The sequence below is a fragment of the Streptomyces phaeochromogenes genome, from assembly GCF_001418655.1.
In the GTDB taxonomy this organism is placed as follows: Bacteria; Actinomycetota; Actinomycetes; order Streptomycetales; family Streptomycetaceae; genus Streptomyces; species Streptomyces phaeochromogenes.
Genome location: NZ_LIQZ01000375.1, coordinates 19,010 through 35,942 on the forward strand (window position 1 = coordinate 19,010; position 16,933 = coordinate 35,942).

The following is a 16,933-nucleotide window of genomic DNA, read 5'->3' on the forward strand; positions in this document are numbered from 1 at the left end:
AGGGGGTCGGCCACCCGGGCACACTTTCGCGCCACCTCACGCCGCGACCGAACCCCGCGGACACGACGAGGCGGCCGGTGCGAGAGACGCACGGCCGCCGGACTGGAGGGCTACGAGGGCGCGGGAGTAAGGGAGTTGGAGGTGCGGGCGATGTCAGGTTCAGTGGCCGAGCCGGTAGCCGAAGCCCCGGCGCGTGTGGATCAGCGGGGGCTGCTCCTGGTCCACCTTGTGGCGGAGGCGGGAGACGAGTTTCTCGATCGCGTTGCCGGCCCGGGTCTCGCCCCAGACGTGCCGGCAGATCTGCTCCTTCGACAGCACCCGCTCGGCGTTGACGAGCAGATGACGCAGCAGCCGGTACTCGGCCGGGGTGAGGTCGAGGGCCCGTCGGCCGCGCCGGGCCTGACAGGTGGCGTCGTCGAGGACGAGGTCGCCGTAGCACGGCCCCTGGCCCGTCGAACCGCGGCCACGCAGTAACACATGGGCCCTGGTGAGGACTTCGGAGATCCGGAACGGCACGGTGACGTAGTCCGACTCGCCCAGACCGAGTTCGGGGACGAGGAGGCCCAACTTCTCGTACTCGGCGAGGAAGAGCACCGGAGGCCGGTCGGCCGGGCGGAAGCGGCGCCCCTCACCCAGCTCTTCGATGTCCGGGACCGACACATCCATGACCACGAGGTCGAAACGGTGCTCGGCGAGCCGCGCCATCCCCTGGGCGCCGGTGCGTGCCGCGGTCACCCGGTAGTCCGCCAACTCCAGTGTGGTCGTGAGCAGTTCGGCGATCGCCGAGTCATGGACGATGACCAGGACACGCTGCCCGTTCCCACGGGCGGGCGCGGACACCTCCGCACCGCTCCCGCGCACCCCGCCGACACCGACGCCGTCCATTTCGTGCACCCGGCCCACCCCGACGACGCGGTCCACTCCGTGCACCCGGTCCACCCCATCCGTCCCGTCCATCGCATGCACCTCGTTCATGAATAGGAGGCGGGCGGCGGCGACACCACCTCGCGCCGGCTCACGCGTCACGCACGAACGGCGGTCGCGCCGACCGGCACCGGAGGAAACCCTCGCACCCCGTGACACCGACGACGAGAGCGCGGGCCGACCGGGCCGTCGACGGGCCCCGACCGCCCCCCGGTCAGGCCTGGCGCGGCGAGGTGTCCTCGCCCTCCAGCGTGACCTCGGTGTCCAGGAAGTCGTCGACCATCCGATGGAACAGCGTGGAGAGTTGCCGCAGTTCCTCCGGCGACCAGTGGGACAGCGCGAGTTCCATGCCCCGGCAACTCGCGACGCGGATACGGTCGATCGCGTCCTGGCCGACGGGGGTGAGCTGGATGCGCTGGGCGCGGCGGTCGTCCGGATCCGGGACCCGGGTCACATAGCCGCCCTTCTCCAGCTGCTGCACCTGCCGGGTGACGTGCGACGCCTCCACGGCCAGCCGTCCCGCCAGCTCGCCGGGGCGCATGGGCTCCGAGTCGGCGATCTGCCGCAGCAGCGCCACCGCGGCCCGGTCGAGCGACACCCCGGCCAGGGCCATGAGGCGGTCGTGCTGCCTGACCCGACCGGTCAGATAGACGATGCGGTTGAGGGCTCGCTCGATCTCGATCACCTCGTCGGAGACGGGGGCGGACGCGGCTCCGGACAGAGGGTCGGGGGTGTGTGCGGGTGATGGCGTGGGCATGGGCCCAGCCTAGCAGCTACTTGCCTAACTCAAGTAAATTCAGAATTAGATTGCTTTACTCAAGTAAGCCGAATATGCTTGACCAAGTCAAGTAAGTCGGTCCGGGGGCGCCGAGCCGCCGCAGCACCGAGGAAGAGAGCAGCACCATGGCCACCATGAAGTCCGTCCGCACCGGCCCCGTCGGCGAGATCGAGGTCGTGGACGTGGAACGCCCCGTCCCCGGCCCCAAGGACGCCCTGCTCAGGATCCGCGCCTGCGGCATCTGCGGCACCGACACGTTCTTCCTGCACCTCGGCGGCACTCCCATGGGTCCCGGCGGTTCCATGGTGCCGCTCCCCCTGGGCCACGAACCCGCCGGCGAGATCGTGGCGACCGGCGCCGAGGTCACCCGGCTGAAGGTGGGCGACCGGGTCGTCGTCAACCCGCAGGGCGTGCCCTCCGGCATCATCGGCTGCGGCGGGACGCACGGCGCCATGAGCGAGTACCTGCTCATCGAGAACGCCGAACCGGGCACCAATCTCAGCGTCTTCCCCGACACCGTGCCCTTCGACGTCGCCGCCCTGAACGAGCCGATGGCCGTGGCCCGGCACTGCGTCAACCGTTCCGGGGCCGGGCCCACCGACAAGGTCGTCGTCTTCGGCGCCGGGCCCATCGGCCTGGGCGCCACCATCTGGCTCAAGCTCCGCGGGGTCCAGCACGTCGTGGTCGCCGACGTCCTCCCAGAACGGCTGGAGACCGCCCTCGCCGTCGGCGCCGACGCGGTCGTCAACTCCGCCACCGACGACCTGACCGCCGTCCTCACCGAGCTGCACGGCCAGGCGGCCAACGCCCTGGGCCAGCCCCGCCCGGGGACCGACATCTACATCGACGCGGCCGGCGCCCCCGCCGTCTTCCAGGCCACCGTCGACAACGCCAGATGGGGCGCCAAGCTCGTCATGGTCGCCGTCCAGAAGAAGTCCGACACCATCGACCTCGGCGGCATGCTCCGGAGCGAGCTCACCCTCATCGCCTCCCAGGGCTACCCCACCGAGATCTTCGAGGTCACCCCGGAACTGGTCGAGCACCACGAGCGGTTCGCCAAGCTCATCAGCCACCGCATGCCCTTCACCGACGTCGAGCACGCCTTCGGGCTGGCCCTCACCCCCGGCGCCGCCGAGAAGATCGTCGTCACCTTCGACGGCCAGGACAGGTTCGACGACCAGGACACGTTCGACGGCCAGGACTGAGCGGCGGACCTGGGGGCATGCATCGTACACATTAGGTGCGTGGTGCATATTTGATGTCATGGCTCCTGCCCTGACCTCAGGCCCAGGCTCAGGTTTCGGGGCGGGAGTCGAGATCTGGGGAAGGACCGGCCGCATGGACAAGCCCACGCACTTGATCGAGTTCGAAGCGATGCTGCTCGGGCGGCACCTCTATCTGAACTCGCCCCGGGCCCGGACCGGCGGTCGCCTTGAGCGCAGCGCCTACATCCTGCTGAGCCGCATCCGTATGGAGGGCCCGATGTCCATCGGGCAGCTCAGCGACGCCTTCGGCCTTGACGCCTCCACGCTCAACCGGCAGACCGCGGCGATGCTGCGCGGCGGTCTCGTCGAGCGCATTCCGGATCCCGACGGGGGCATGGCCCGCAAGTTCCGCATCACCGACGAGGGCGAGCACCGCCTCGACACGCATCGCGCGGAGGCCATCCAGGGGCTGGAGAAGGTGATGGCCGACTGGGACCCCGAGGAGGTCGCCACCTTCGCCGCGTACCTCAAGCGGTTCAACACGGACATCGAGAACCTCGACGAGCGCCCCTGGCCGCGCCCCTGACCCGGCACCTCTGACGTACGTACGCACATGCGCACGTACATCGCGCGATACGTACGCACGCGCGTCACGGGATGACGAAGCCGGGCGCCCGTGCCTGATCCGGCCCGTGGGACGTGCGCGTCCCACGGGCCGGTCGCGGTCAGCTACCGGCGGAGGCGCGGCGCTTCGTCAGCCACCAGCCTCCGGCGCCGAGGACCAGCACCGCCGCGGCCACCCCGCCGACGACGAGGCTCATGGGCGTTCCGTCGTCGTCCTTCTTCGTGTCGGCCGCGGCAGCCGTGGCCCCGGACTCGGAGGGCGTCGCGGTGACCGACGGGGTCGGGCTGGGCGTCGGGCTCGCGGTCGGGCTGGGAGCGATCGGCTTCGCGCCCGGTGCCGCAGCCTTCAACTTCAGGAGCGGGGCGGGCTGTTCGGGCTCCTCACCGCCCTTGGGCAGCTCGATCCAGCGCGAGACCTTCCCGTCGCTGTAGGTGTCGATGGTCTTGAACGCCACTTCCTCGACGTCCGGGAGCTGGCGGATCTTCACCTTGTACTCGGCGTCGGCGCCGGTCTTGAGAGGCGTGCCGCCCACGACGTAACCGTCGTCGGTGGCCTTCAACTGCCAGCCCTTGGGGGCCTCAACAAGCGTGACGTCGGCCGGTGCGATCCCCTCGGGCAGCACGACGCGCACCTCGCGGAAGCCCGCGGTGGCGGACTCCGCCTCGCAGACGACGGTGAGGGTGACGTTCTCGGCGAGGGCCTGCGCCTTGTCGGCCTCGACCTCCGTGTGCGCCGAGGCGGGACCGGCCAGCGCGAGGACGGCCGTGAGTGCGGCGGCGCCGGTCAGTGCGACACGGCGCCCGTTGAGGGACAGGGACATGGTGGAACTCCTTGGCTGTGGAACCGGGCGGGCCGAGGCCGGGCCCGGGTGAAGGGGACGACGGGGACGGGTGTCCGTCCCGGGGGTCCCCTGCGCACCAGCGCGTGTTCCAGGGTCCGGGTCCGTACTCCTGCCGGGAGTTCGAAGGCTCCGGCGAGCGGTACGGGCAGCGGCCGGGGGGCGGTGGCGAGGGCCGGACCCGGCAGGAACCGGGCGATGACCGCCGCCGCGACCGCGCGCAGCGTGCGGCCGGTGGCCAGTGCCGCCGTGACCGCCGTGTCGGCCCGGTGGAGCAGCCACGCGACGACGAGGGCGGCGACGACGTGCGCGGTCGTCATGGCCGTCTCGGAGGCGTGCTGCCAGGGGTGTCCGTCGGCGCCCGTCGTCATCGCGCCGTGCCCGGCGTGGGCCATGTGTCCCGTGCCGGCGCGGTGACCGCCGGCCGTCGTGAGCGCGAGATGCATCGCGGCCTGTGCCGCGAGGGTGCATCCGCCGACCGCGAGCAGTCCGGGGCGGCGACGGGCGAAGGGCCGTACGGCGACGAACTGCGCGACGGCGAAGGCGGTCACGAGCCGCCACGGCACCTGCCCGCCTTCGACCGCGTGATGGCCGACGGCGGCGAGCACACTGCCGACGAGGGCGAACGTCACGGCCCGGACCCGGGCGCCCGCGCGACTCGGCCGGGAGCCCGGGCCCCGGCCGTCGCGCTGCGTCACATGGTCACCTGGCACGGTCGCCCATCATCCTCCGCCGCATTCACCTTGTCGCATACGTCTACGTCAGAGGTGAGGAGGCTGTTCACCCGGGGTCGTACGAGGAGTGACGTGCGGGCATCCGGAAGGGCGGGAGTGGTTCAGTCCGCCGCGCCCAGGGACCAGCTCGGGACGCTGCCCGCGAGGCGGCAGGTGAGGAAGTACAGGGGTATCGGCGGGGTGTAGGGCGAGCCTCCCGCGGGGCTGTGGATCAGCCGGGGCCGGTCGGCCCAGGGGCCGCGGCGGGCGCGTGTCCAGGACGGGTCGGCCAGGTGCGCGCCGACGGTGTACGTCGTGGAGGGCGGCCAGGTGACGCCTATGTGGGAGCCGGAGGGGACGATCCACCACCAGCGCTCCTCGCCCTCGAAGTCGTCGGCGAAGACACAGCCCACGCGGGGCAGGGAGTCCATGATGCGTTCGCCGTGCTCCCGGGACGTGGTCACGGCGTCGCAGCCCAGCCCGGCGCGCAGCTGAGCGGGGATGACCAGACGGCCGGGGTCACCGGACGGGAAGGTGGCGGAGGGGCGCAGCCGCGAGCCGTACGTGCGCGGTCGCGGTTCAGGGGCGTGCTGGAGTTCCATGAGGCAGGTGTCCTTCGGCCGAGTGGGGGTTGGGCCGGGTGAGGTGCGTGCTGGGCGCGCGCCCGGTGGAGACGGCTTCGTGCGTGAGGGGTGCGCGCCCGGCGGAGGCGGGTTCTCGTGACTCCGACGACGTCGGCTGCGGCGGCACCGACCGCAGCGACACCGGCGGGGAGGAGGCCGGCGGTGACGGCACCGGCTGGGAGGGCAGCACGGCCCAGACGACGCGCCCGGAACCGTTCGCGCTGTCCTTGACACCCCAGTCGCTGCTGACCATGCCGACGAGCATCAGTCCACGGCCGCCCTGGTCGTCTGGCCCCGCACTGCGCTGTGCGGGAAGCGTCAGGCCGCGGTTCTGGTCCTCGACCTCGATGTGGAGCCGGCCGCCCGCGGTGCGCAGTCTGCAGACGATCCACTCGCTCGCCGTGTGCGTCAGCGCGTTGGTGACCAGCTCGGAGGTCACCAGGACAGCGTTGTCGCAAGTTTCGGGGCTCGCGCCCCATTCACTCAGCAGTTCGCGCACGTTCCTGCGGGCCACGCCCACCGAGGCGGGAGTCGGGGAGAGTCCGAACACGCCCGCTCTGTGCGGGTGTTCGCTCGCGGGCAGTCGGCCCAATGGCTTGGGGAGGGAGGGCGGAGCCATCGCCGTTCGCCTTTCGTCTGCCTTCGCACCGGGGGTCGGACCAGTGCCGGTACCGCTTGATCCGGTTCCGCCGCGAGGCGCGTACAACCCGATGCGCACGGTGACGAAGCGCAGCCCGTTCTCCCCCAACTTGGCTGCGTCGTCTCGCCGTTCACCGGACCAGGACGGTACGCCCCACTGTGACACCTGCCAACAACACCCCGCAACCGACAAGTTGAAAATTGCAATTCGCACGGTGCATGCTTCCCCCGTCGAACGGATGATCGTGACAGACTGCGACCTCGAACCCGCTGTGAGGGGGTAAGCCGTGACCGCTGAAACCGACTGGGGCGGCGCGCCCTCCGTCCTGCGCATGATCCTCGGCAGGCAACTGGAGGAGCTGCGCAATCGCGCCGGACTGACGTTCGAGCAGGCGGGTGCGGCGATCGGGGTGAGCCACTCCACGATCCGCCGCATGGAAGCCGCCAAGGTGGCCCGGCTCAGGCTCCCGGACGCCGAGAAACTGCTCCAGGTGTACGGCGTGACGGACCAGCAGGAGATCGACACCTTCCTGAAATCGGTCCGTGAGGCGAACAAGCGCGGCTGGTGGCACACCTACCGTGACGTGCTGCCGGACTGGTTCGCGGCCTATCTGAGCCTGGAGCAGGCGGCGCTGCAGATCCGCGCGTACGAGGCCCAGTTCGTGCACGGTCTGCTGCAGACCGAGGAGTACGCCCGGGCCCTGCTGGGCGCCGGGAATCCGCACGCCGCGACCGAGGCCACGGAGCGCAGGGTCGCGCTGCGGATGCGGCGCCAGGAGCTGCTGTCGCGTCCCTCGCCGCCGCGCGTGTGGATCGTGATGGACGAGACCGTGCTGCGCTGGCCGGTCGGCGGAGCCGAGGTGATGCGCGCCCAGATCGACCATCTGATCGCGGTCAACTCGCTACCCCAAGTGACATTGCAGATCATGCCGTTCAAGAACGGACCGCATCCGGCGATGCGGGCGGGGGCTTTCCATCTCTTCCGGTTCCGGGCACGCGAACTGCCGGACATCGTCTACCTCAACGGTCTGGTGGGCGCTGTCTATCTGGACAAGGACGACGACGTCCTGGTCTATCGCGAGGCTCTGGACCGGCTGGGCGCGCAGGCGACGCCCGCCAGAAAGACCGAGGCTCTCCTCGGTGCGATTCGCAAGGAGCTCTGACGTGCACCACCACATACGCGACGGACACATACGCAACGGCATGCCGTCCCGGGAACTCGGCACACGCGGCTGGTACAAGCCGTGGAGCGACGACGCGGGCGGCGCCTGCGTCGAGGCGAAGAAGCTCGGCGACGGCCGGGTCGCGCTGCGCCAGTCGACCGATCCCGACGGCCCCGCGCTGGTTTTCACGCCCCGCGAGATGACGAGTTTCCTGGCGGGTGTGAAGGCGGGTGCCGCCGACTTCCTGTTCTGAGGCACCCCCTTGTTCCCGCGCACAGACTTCCCTGGTTTCCTGAACACTCCTGCTTTGATCAACACCCTTGATTTTCCTGAGCGTTGACTTCGAACCCGACGACTTGACAGGAGGGGCGGCTTTGCCCGAAAACGGATGGCCGGCCGACCGCATCGACACCGAGAACGCCCACTCGGCGCGCATCTACGACTACATCCTCGGCGGTAAGGACTACTACCCGGCCGACAAGGAGGCGGGCGACGCCATGGCGTCGGAGTGGCCCGCCCTGCCGATCCACATGAAGGCCAACCGCGACTGGATGAACCGCGCGGTGGCGTGGCTGGCGAAGGAGGCGGGGGTACGCCAGTTCCTGGACATCGGCACCGGCATCCCCACCTCGCCGAACCTCCACGAGATCGTCCAGTCGGTGGCCCCCGAGTCACGGGTCGTCTACGTCGACAACGACCCGATCGTCCTCACCCTCTCCCAGGGGCTGCTGGCCAGCAGCCCCGAGGGCAGGACGGCGTACATCGAGGCCGACTTCCAGCACCCGGAGGCCGTGCTGGACTCCCCCGAGTTCCGCGAGACGCTCGACCTGGACAAGCCGGTCGCGCTGACCGTGATCGCCATCGTCCACTTCGTCCTGGACGAGGACGACGCGGTCGGCATCGTGCGCCGCCTCCTGGAGCCCCTCCCCTCCGGCAGCTACCTCGCGATGTCCATCGGCACCGCCGAGTTCGCGCCCGAGGACGTGGGGCGGGTCGCCCGCGAGTACGCGGCGCGGAACATGCCCATGCGGCTGCGCACGATCGACGAGGCCGACGAGTTCTTCGAGGGCCTCGAACTCGTCGAGCCCGGCATCGTCCAGGTCCACAAGTGGCACCCGGATGCCACGAGTGGTGAGGGGATTCGGGACGAGGACATCGCGATGTACGGAGCGGTTGCCCGTAAGCCGTAGCGCTCCGCTGGCTGACCGTTTGATACCTGCGGGTCGGTTGTTGCTAGGTCGCGCAGTTCCCCGCGCCCCTATCGGGGCGCGGGGATGACTCTCGCCGTCAGGTCCGGGGTCGGCATCCCTCTGTCGAACGGGTACATCGGGCGGTTGATGCGGTGGTGGCCCAGGCGGTGGAGGTTCTGGTCGACTCCGCCGGGGGTGAGGGCCATCTTCCAGTCGGCGGCCATGGTGAAGAGTTCGGGTTCCAGGTAGCCGATCTTGACGAGGACGATGTCGGCCTTGCGGGGTGACAACTCCAGGTCGGTGAAGTCGTGTTCGTGGTGGTAGGGCTTGCGCAGCGCGGTGAGGATCACATGCACGCTGCCGACGCGCAGCACCACCTCCACCTGTGCGTGCGGGTCGCCGTGGCGGATCGCGTGGACCGTGCCGGTCATGGTGAGCGGGCCGGCGTGCCGGTCGTCGACCTCCGCGCCCGCCGTGACGGTGACGGTCGCTCCGACGCCCGCCCGGACCGCCGTCTCCACGGCGGCGGGGCCGGGGAGCGAGGCGTAGATGACCGTCGGTCCTGACGGATCCTTGAACTCGGGCCTGGCCAGCACCCGTTCGAGCCCCCAGGTGACGTCGCCCGCGCCGCCCGCCGTCGGGTTGTCGCCGGTGTCGCTGATGAAGTACGGGCGGTTCTCCGCGGTGGCGGCCAGCGCCTCGTCCAGGCAGTCGTCCAGCGTGCCCGTCGGGGCGACGAAGGCGAAGTCGTGCCGTGCCTCCCAGAAACCGCGCGCCAGGCGTTCGGCGCCCGCCGTGACCGCCTGCTGGGACGGGCCCGTGACGACGACCGCCGCCCGGTTGCGCGGCTCGTCCGCCCAGGCGTAGCCGACCCAGATCGCGGCGTCCGTGACGCCCTCGGTGGCCTCTACCTCGTCGACGGCCGCGTACACGCTCTTCGCGGGTTCGATGCGGGTCGAGGTCTGCTCGCCCGCCAGGAGCACGGGCACCGGGATCCATGCCTTGACCGGGCGGGGCGCGCCGCTGGTGAGGAGGTCCACGAGGTTGCGGGCCGCCCGTTCCTTCGTCTCCATGGCGTCCTCGTGCGGGGCCATGCGGTAGCAGGTGATCAGGTCGCTCAGGTGGGCGAGTTCGCGCGAGACGTTGCCGTGCAGGTCCATGGAGGTGGACACGATGACGTCCGGGCCGACCGTCTCCCGGACGCGGGCCAGCAGGTCCGCCTCGGCGTCGTCGAGGCCCTCCACCGTCATGGCCCCGTGGATGTCGAACCAGAGGCCGTCGAGGTGCCCCAACTCCCCCAGCCTCGCGATGAGTTCGCCGGAGAGTTCGGCGTACGCGGCAGCCGTCACCGTACCGCCGGGCAGGGCCTTGCCGACGAGCGCGCCGCGCCAATCGGCGGCGTTCCTCAACGGCGTTCCGGGCGCGAGGAACTGATAGCGCGTCAGTACGTCCGTGCCGCGCTGCGGGTGGAAGGCGGGGGCCCCGGTCCGGGCCGGCGAGAACGTCGACGACTCGATGCCGAGCCCGGCGATCGCGATCACGGGACGGGCGACGGGGGTACGCGGTTGTGGCATGGCTCCTCGCACGGTGGTGGGTGTCGGGGACTTGCACGGTGGCGGTTGTCGGTGGTCAGTGATGGGCGGGGGCTACGGCGCCGGTGACGGCCTGGAGGGCGTTCGCCAGGGCCCGTTGGAGGGCGAACTGGCCCGCGCCGACGAGGCCCGCGTCCGCGCCGAGGCCGGCCCGCTCGATCACCAGGTGCTTGGTCACCAGCGGGTGGCATCCCTCGTACAGCTGGCTGCGGACGGCGGCGACGAACGGTTCGAGCGTCGAGAGGAGGCCGCCGAGGTACACGGCGTCGGGGTTGAAGAAGTTGACGTTCGCGGACAGGACCATGCCGAGGTAGCGGCCGGCCTGGCGGACGGCGCGGGTGGCCTCCGGGTCGGCGTCGGAGGCGAGGCGTACGACGTCCTCGATGGACGCGACGTCCAGGCCGCGCTCGCGCAGGATCCGGACGAGCGCGGCGCCCGAGGCGACGGTCTCCAGGCAGCCGGTGTTGCCGCAGGAGCAGGGGATGTCGTGGCCCGCCTCGACCCGTACGTGGGTGATCTCGCCGGCGGCGCCGGTCGCGCCGCGGTACAGCTTCCCGTCGGCGATGACCCCCGCGCCGATCGCCGAGCCCATCTTCACCATGATCGACTGGCGGCGCTCGGCGGGCTGGACGCTGTGCTCGCCCACGGCCATGCAGTTGGCGTCGTTCTCGATGGCGGCCGGAACGCCGAACCGCTCCTCCAGCCAGTCCCGGACGGGGAAGCGGTTCCAGCCGGGCATGCGCGAGGGGAGGGTGACGACGCCCTCCACGACGTCGACCGGGCCCGGGAGACAGAGGCCGACGCCGCGCAGCAGTTCCCGGCCGCGCCGCCCGGCGAGGGTCTCCAGCGTCTCGGCGAGTGCGGGCAGCGCGGTCTCGGGTCCCTCGGCCGTCGCGAACGGCACGGTGGAGACCTCGGTGAACCCACCGCCCGGCAGGACGACCCCGACCCGCGCGTGCCGTCCGCCCAGGTCGGCCGCGACGGCGAACCCCTCGCTCCCGCCCAGGCGCAGCACCTTGCGCGGGCGCCCGCCGGTCGAGGACCGCGTGCCCTGCTCGGCGACCAGTCCGTGCGCCACGAGCTGGCCGACCGTGAGCGAGATCGTCGAGGGTGCGGCACCGAGCAGAGCGGCGAGTTCCGTGCGGGTCGACGCCTGCCCCGAGGCGAGGAGTTCGAGGACGCGCTCGGCCAGCGAGGAGACGCCCGTGACGCCCCTCCGGTGTCCCGCACTTTTTTCAGACATGGACGAAGTAACTCCCAGGGTTGGGGAAAGCCGGGGAAATCCGGAGGCCAGAGCGACGAGCGTATGCCCGTATGTCCCTCACGCGACTTTTTCCAGAACAGCAGTAACAGACTTTTTACAGCGGGCCGCCTGTTTCTTCGAACCTTCCGGTCGTTGACTGGCTCCGCCGAACACCGCCGTTCATTTCCGGCCTCGTGTCCGGCCTCGCGCACCCTGAGCCCTTGTTCACCTGAGGAGAGCCATGTCCCCTGCTCGCACGACGCTCGTCGCCTGTGCCGTCGTCTCGGCGGGCACACTGCTGCTCGCGGGCTGCTCCGGGACGAACGACACGTCGTCCGCGTCCCCCGACTCCATCAACTACGCGCTGCCCGCGAACTTCACACCGAACTGGATCCTGCCGATCGGTACGGCCGCGCACCTCAACACCAACAACCGGTCCATCGCCGACAGTCTGTGGGAGCGGCTCGTCGCCTACGACGGCTCCACCGGCAAGATCGCCTGGAACAAGAAGGCGTCCATCGCCACGGCCGCCGACTTCGCGGCCGACGGCAAGAGCGTCAAGGTCACGCTGGGCGACCGCAGTTGGAGCGACGGCAGGCCGATCACCTCGCGGGACGTCGAGTTCTGGTTCAACCTCATCAAGGCGAACAAGGCGGAGTGGGCGGGCTACAACCCCGGCAAGGCGCCGGACAACTGGACCTCGTTCAAGACCGTCGACGACCGTCACTTCACGATCACCTTCGACAAGGCCTACAACTCCCAGTGGATGCTGGCGAACCAGTTCAGCGAGATCACTCCGCTGCCGCAGCACGTGTGGGACAAGGCCGATGCCTCCGCGAAGGTGTCCGACGCCGACCGGACCGCCGCCGGCGCGAAGAAAGTCTGGACGTATCTGAACTCGGCCGCGAAGAACATCTCCCGCTACGACAAGGACACGCTGTGGAAGACCATCAGCGGCCCGTACGCGGTCAAGTCGTTCGCCACGTCCGGCAAGGTCGTGCTGGCCGCCAACAAGAAGTACGACGGCGGTGAGAAGGCGAACATCGCGACGGTGAACCTGCTCCCCTTCACGACGGCCGACGCCGAGAAGAACGCGCTGCGCTCCGGGAGTGTCGACTACGGCTACATCGAGGCCACCGACCTCGACCAGAAGGACCGGTTCACGGCGCAGGGATACACGGTCGAGCCGTGGTCCGGCTGGGCGATCACCTACATGCCGTACAACTTCAACAACCCTGCCATGGGCGCGGTGTTCAAGCAGCTGTACGCGCGTCAGGCGGTCCAGCGGTCGATCGACCAGACGAGCCTGGCGAAGGTCATCTTCAACGGCACGGCCGTGCCCGGCTACGGCCCGGTCCCGCAGGCGCAGGCGTCCGACTTCGTCTCGCAGGTGCAGAAGGACAACCCGTACCCGTTCTCGACCTCGGCGGCCAAGTCCCTGCTGACCGGCCACGGTTGGCAGGAGAAGGGCGGGGTCATGGTCTGTACGGACCCGGGGACCGGGGACGCGCAGTGCGGTGAAGGCGTCGCCGAGGGAACGAAGTTCGAGATGCAGGTGCTGTCGCAGTCCGGCTCGGCCGTGACCGACAACATGATGAGCTCGATCCAGTCCTCGCTGGAGAAGACCGGCATCAAGTTCTCGATCAAGACCGCGCCCGTCAACTCGGTGCTCTCGCAGACCCCGCAGTGCACCTCGGGCCAGCCGATCTGCAAGTGGCAGCTGTCGTTCTTCGGCACCGCGGGCAGCTGGTACTTCAACGCCTTCCCGACCGGCGACTCGCTGTTCCAGACCAAGGGCGGCTCGAACTTCGGCAACTACTCGAACCCCGACGTCGACAAGCTGATCACCGCGTCCACGACGTCGAGTTCGTCGCAGGAGGTCCAGGACTACAGCGCGGCCCTCGCGAAGGACCTGCCGGTCATCTGGCTCCCGGCGCCGGACTACCAGATCTCCGTCGTCAAGAACGGCCTCGGCGGCTTCTCGCAGGACTCGCTCGCCAACTTCCACCCGGCGCAGTGGAAGTGGACCAAGTGAGGACCTGGAACGGCTGAGGCCCGGACCCAACTCATGGATACCTTCACCTACTTGACCCGGCGGGTCCTGCAGGCCCTCGTGGTGATCCTCATCGTCACGGTCGTGGTCTTCTGTCTGCTGCACGCGCTGCCCGGGGGTCCCGCACGCGGGATCCTCGGCCCGCAGGCGACGGCCCAGCAGATCGCGGCCTTCAACCACGAGCAGGGCCTGGACCGTTCGCTTCCCGTCCAGTACCTCTACTACCTGCGCACGCTGCTCCAGGGCGACCTCGGCACCTCGTACACGCTCAACGAGGGGGTCTTCCAGCTCATCGAGCAGCGGCTGCCCAAGACGCTCGTCCTGACCGTGCTGTCCGCGCTCGTCGGGCTGCTGCTGGCGATCCCGCTCGGCATGTGGCAGGCGGTGCGGCGCAACAGGCCGGTGGACTACGTCATCACCACGCTGAGCTTCGTGGCGTACGCGACTCCCGTGTACTTCCTGGGACTTGTGCTCGTGCTCGTGTTCACCCAGTGGCTGGACTGGTTCCCCTCGCAGGCCCCCCAGGGCGAGACGCTCGCGGACGTGTTCGCGCAGCCGGGCGCCCTGGTGCTGCCGGTGGTCGCGGGGGCCGCGTCGATGGTCGCCGTGTTCAGCCGGTACATGCGGGCGGCGACGCTGGAGAACCTCCAGGAGGACTACGTACGGACCGCGCGGGCCGGCGGTTCGCGGCCACGCGCGATCCTGTGGCGGCACGTCTTCCGCAACTCCCTCACGCCCGTCGTCGCGATGCTCGGCTACTACGTGCCCGTGCTCTTCGGCGGTGCGCTCGTCGTCGAGCAGCTCTTCAACTACCCGGGAATGGGGCTGCTGTTCTGGAGCGCGGCGCAGTCCTCGGACTATCCGGTGCTGCTCGGCTGTGTGCTCGTCATCTCCGTCGCGACCGTCGTCGGCACGCTGCTCGCCGATGTCGTCCAGCGGATCATCGACCCTCGTGTGAAGGCGGGCCGGACATGAGTGCCGTACTCCAGACCGAGGCGGCCACGCGGGAGTTGGCCACCGGATACCGCCTCTCCGTGCGGCGGTTCGCACGCAACAGGCTCGCTGTAGCGGGGCTGTTGGTGGTCGTGCTCTTCCTGTTGTTCTGCTTCGTGGGCCCGTTGGTGTACTCGACCGACCAGACCCACACCGACCTCACCCAGGTGAACCTCGCGCCGAGCGGGTCGCACTGGCTCGGCACCGACGCGGTCGGGCACGACGAGCTGGGGCGGCTGATGTTCGGCGGGAAGGTGTCGCTGCTCGTCGGGCTCGCGGCCGGGCTCCTCGCGACGGTCATCGGGACACTGTGGGGCGCGGTCGCCGGGTACGCGGGCGGCTGGGTCGACGCGGTCATGATGCGGGTCGTGGACGCCGGGATCGCCATCCCGGCTCTCTTCATCCTGCTCGTCGTCTCGGCGATCACGACCCCGGACTCGCTCGGCCTGATCCTCATCCTGGGGTTCGTGTCCTGGCTCGTCCCGTCCCGGCTCGTACGGGCGGAGACGCTCACCCTGAAGAGCCGCGACTACGTGCTGACGCTCCGCGCGATCGGCGGCACGCACGGGCGGGCGATCTTCCGGCACATCCTGCCGAACTCGGTCTCGACGATCGTCGTCGCGGCGACGTTCCAGGTCGCCGACGCGATCCTGCTCGTCGCGTACGTCTCGTACCTCGGACTCGGTGTCCAGCCGCCGTCGACCGACTGGGGCGGAATGCTGTCGGCCGGGCTGACGGCCGCGTACTCCGGGCGCTGGTGGCTGATCGTGCCGCCGGGCCTCGCGATCATCCTCGTCGTGTGCGCGTTCAACGCGGTCGGGGACGGGCTGCGGGACGCGTTCGACGTGAAGGGGCGGGCATGAAGGGCACGACGGGGACGAGCGGCATGAGCGGTACGGGCAGTACGGGCGGCATCCTGGAGGTCGAGGACCTCGGGGTGACGTTCTCCACGGAGACGGGTGACGTGCCCGCCGTGCGCGGGGTGTCGCTGCACGTGCGGCCCGGGGAGACGCTGGCGCTGGTCGGCGAGTCCGGGTCCGGGAAGTCGACGGTCGCGCTCGCCGCGATGGGGCTGCTGCCGGGGACCGCGCGGGTGTCGGGCCGGGCCTCGGTCGACGGCACGGACGTCGTGGGCTCCGCCGAGACCGCTCTCGCGGGTTTGCGGGGGCGCACGGTGTCGATGGTGTTCCAGGAGCCCGCGACCGCCCTCGATCCGCTGACCCGGATCGGGGCGCAGATCGCGGAGGTCGTACGCAACCACCGGCCGGTCTCCGCGCGCGAAGCCGCCGGAGAGGCGGTCGGACTGCTGCGCCGGGTCGGTATCCCGGATCCGGAGAAGCGGGCGTCCGCGTACCCCTTCCAGCTCTCCGGCGGACAGCGCCAGCGGGTCGTCATCGCCATGGCGATCGCGAACTCCCCGAGCCTCCTGATCGCCGACGAGCCGACCACCGCGCTCGACGTCACCGTCCAGGCCGAGATCCTCGACCTGCTCCGGGCACTCGCGGCCGACTCAGGCACCGGCGTCCTCCTCGTCACCCACAACATGGGCGTCGTCGCGGACTTCGCCGACCGCGTCGCCGTAATGCTGGACGGGGAGATCGTGGAGACCGGCCCGGTGGAGGAGGTTCTGCTGCGGCCGACGCACGAGTACACGAAGCGGCTGTTGGCGGCTGTGCCGCGGTTGGCTGTCGCGGCGGTGGGCAGCGCGACCGTGCCTGGGCCGCGCGGCGGGGCGGTAGGCGGTGGCGGGGCGGTCGGACGGCGGCACGGTCGGCAACGCTGCGGCCGACGGCAAAGCGGTCGGCGGCAAGGCGGTGCCCCCGCCCGCGGTCGTCGCGTCCCACCGCGGCCGGCCGGAAGCCGTGGCCGAGCCCGACACCCCCGCCGGAGCCCCGGTCGTCGAACTGCACGGCGTCTCCGTGCGGTTCGGCCGTGGGCCGCGGGCCGTGCAGGCCCTCCACGACGTCTCGCTCACCGTACGGCCCGGGGAAACCCTGGGCCTCGTCGGGGAGTCCGGGTCCGGGAAGTCGACGGCGGCCCGGGTCGCGCTCGGGCTGGTGGCGCCCTCCGCCGGGGCGGTGTCGCTGTTCGGTGTCGATCTCCGGCGGGTGAGGGGGCGGGCGCGCCGGGCGCTGCTGTCCGGGGTCGGTGTGGTGTTGCAGGATCCGGTGGCCTCGCTGGACGCGCGGATGAGTGTGGCGGAGTGTGTCGCCGAGCCGTTGCGGGTGCACCGCCGGGGGATGCCGGCGGCCGAGCGCCGGGAGCGGGTCGCGGAGGTGCTCGAACGGGTGCGGCTGCCCCGGGAGTTGGCGGGCCGCGGGCCGCGCGAGCTGTCCGGCGGGCAGCGGCAGCGG

16 protein-coding genes and 1 pseudogene are annotated in these 16,933 nt (G+C 70.5%); 9 read left to right on the top strand and 8 right to left on the bottom strand.

Annotated features, from left to right (window positions below; translation table 11 throughout):
* Nucleotides 1-159: 159 nt before the first annotated feature.
* A complete protein-coding gene (locus AOK17_RS38650; RefSeq protein ID WP_055617306.1) occupies nt 160-861 on the bottom strand; it encodes a response regulator transcription factor in 702 nt (233 codons plus the stop codon).
* Nucleotides 862-1,138: 277 nt separating this feature from the next.
* Nucleotides 1,139-1,681 carry a MarR family winged helix-turn-helix transcriptional regulator gene (locus AOK17_RS38655; RefSeq protein ID WP_055617291.1) on the bottom strand — a complete coding sequence of 181 codons (543 nt, stop codon included), beginning with the start codon at nt 1,679-1,681 and terminating at the stop codon, nt 1,139-1,141.
* A gap of 146 nt (nt 1,682-1,827) precedes the next feature.
* Between AOK17_RS38655 and AOK17_RS38660 the strand changes: the two genes are divergently transcribed.
* Nucleotides 1,828-2,907, top strand: coding sequence for a zinc-dependent alcohol dehydrogenase (locus AOK17_RS38660; RefSeq protein ID WP_055617292.1), 1,080 nt, complete (start codon nt 1,828-1,830; stop codon nt 2,905-2,907).
* Between the two features lie 133 nt (nt 2,908-3,040).
* Nucleotides 3,041-3,493 (top strand): MarR family winged helix-turn-helix transcriptional regulator, encoded by a 453-nt coding sequence (locus tag AOK17_RS38665; protein ID WP_055617293.1) that lies wholly within the window; start codon nt 3,041-3,043, stop codon nt 3,491-3,493.
* A 139-nt stretch (nt 3,494-3,632) separates the two neighbouring features.
* On the opposite strand, the gene AOK17_RS38670 is transcribed toward AOK17_RS38665, so the two are convergent.
* From AOK17_RS38670 to AOK17_RS38685, 4 genes are all read right to left on the bottom strand, one after another.
* Entirely contained in the window at nt 3,633-4,352 is a 720-nt protein-coding gene (locus tag AOK17_RS38670) for a DUF1775 domain-containing protein (protein WP_055617294.1), read from the bottom strand.
* Nucleotides 4,316-5,068 carry a hypothetical protein gene (locus AOK17_RS38675; RefSeq protein ID WP_055617295.1) on the bottom strand — a complete coding sequence of 251 codons (753 nt, stop codon included), beginning with the start codon at nt 5,066-5,068 and terminating at the stop codon, nt 4,316-4,318. Before AOK17_RS38675 ends, AOK17_RS38670 begins: the two co-directional genes overlap by 37 nt.
* Nucleotides 5,069-5,205: 137 nt before the next feature.
* A complete protein-coding gene (locus AOK17_RS38680) occupies nt 5,206-5,685 on the bottom strand; it encodes a hypothetical protein (RefSeq protein WP_055617296.1) in 480 nt (159 codons plus the stop codon).
* A complete protein-coding gene (locus AOK17_RS38685; protein ID WP_079053523.1) occupies nt 5,663-6,256 on the bottom strand; it encodes an ATP-binding protein in 594 nt (197 codons plus the stop codon). The genes AOK17_RS38680 and AOK17_RS38685 overlap by 23 nt, the downstream gene beginning before the upstream one ends.
* Nucleotides 6,257-6,632: 376 nt before the next feature.
* Between AOK17_RS38685 and AOK17_RS38690 the strand changes: the two genes are divergently transcribed.
* From AOK17_RS38690 to AOK17_RS38700, 3 genes are all read left to right on the top strand, one after another.
* Nucleotides 6,633-7,508, top strand: a complete 876-nt coding sequence (locus tag AOK17_RS38690; RefSeq protein ID WP_055617298.1) for a helix-turn-helix domain-containing protein — start codon at nt 6,633-6,635, stop codon at nt 7,506-7,508.
* A gap of 40 nt (nt 7,509-7,548) precedes the next feature.
* Nucleotides 7,549-7,761, top strand: coding sequence for a DUF397 domain-containing protein (locus AOK17_RS38695; RefSeq protein ID WP_055617307.1), 213 nt, complete (start codon nt 7,549-7,551; stop codon nt 7,759-7,761).
* Nucleotides 7,762-7,882: 121 nt separating this feature from the next.
* Nucleotides 7,883-8,698 carry an SAM-dependent methyltransferase gene (locus AOK17_RS38700; RefSeq protein ID WP_055617299.1) on the top strand — a complete coding sequence of 272 codons (816 nt, stop codon included), beginning with the start codon at nt 7,883-7,885 and terminating at the stop codon, nt 8,696-8,698.
* A gap of 68 nt (nt 8,699-8,766) precedes the next feature.
* Here the strand turns inward: AOK17_RS38700 and AOK17_RS38705 are convergent, their stop codons facing one another.
* Both AOK17_RS38705 and AOK17_RS38710 read right to left on the bottom strand, forming a co-directional pair.
* Nucleotides 8,767-10,272, bottom strand: coding sequence for a M81 family metallopeptidase (locus AOK17_RS38705; protein ID WP_055617300.1), 1,506 nt, complete (start codon nt 10,270-10,272; stop codon nt 8,767-8,769).
* A gap of 55 nt (nt 10,273-10,327) precedes the next feature.
* Entirely contained in the window at nt 10,328-11,533 is a 1,206-nt protein-coding gene (locus tag AOK17_RS38710; protein ID WP_055617301.1) for an ROK family transcriptional regulator, read from the bottom strand.
* Between the two features lie 241 nt (nt 11,534-11,774).
* Here AOK17_RS38710 and AOK17_RS38715 point away from each other — a divergent pair, with 241 nt between their 5' ends.
* The 4 genes and pseudogenes from AOK17_RS38715 to AOK17_RS50400 form a co-directional block, all read left to right on the top strand.
* Complete coding sequence (locus AOK17_RS38715; RefSeq protein ID WP_055617302.1) at nt 11,775-13,568, top strand: peptide ABC transporter substrate-binding protein; 1,794 nt, start codon at nt 11,775-11,777, stop codon at nt 13,566-13,568.
* Nucleotides 13,569-13,601: 33 nt separating this feature from the next.
* Nucleotides 13,602-14,561, top strand: a complete 960-nt coding sequence (locus AOK17_RS38720; protein ID WP_055617303.1) for an ABC transporter permease — start codon at nt 13,602-13,604, stop codon at nt 14,559-14,561.
* Nucleotides 14,558-15,442, top strand: a complete 885-nt coding sequence (locus AOK17_RS38725) for an ABC transporter permease (RefSeq protein WP_055617304.1) — start codon at nt 14,558-14,560, stop codon at nt 15,440-15,442. Before AOK17_RS38720 ends, AOK17_RS38725 begins: the two co-directional genes overlap by 4 nt.
* A gap of 23 nt (nt 15,443-15,465) precedes the next feature.
* Nucleotides 15,466-16,933: pseudogene (locus AOK17_RS50400) on the top strand (ATP-binding cassette domain-containing protein); the annotation flags it as partial.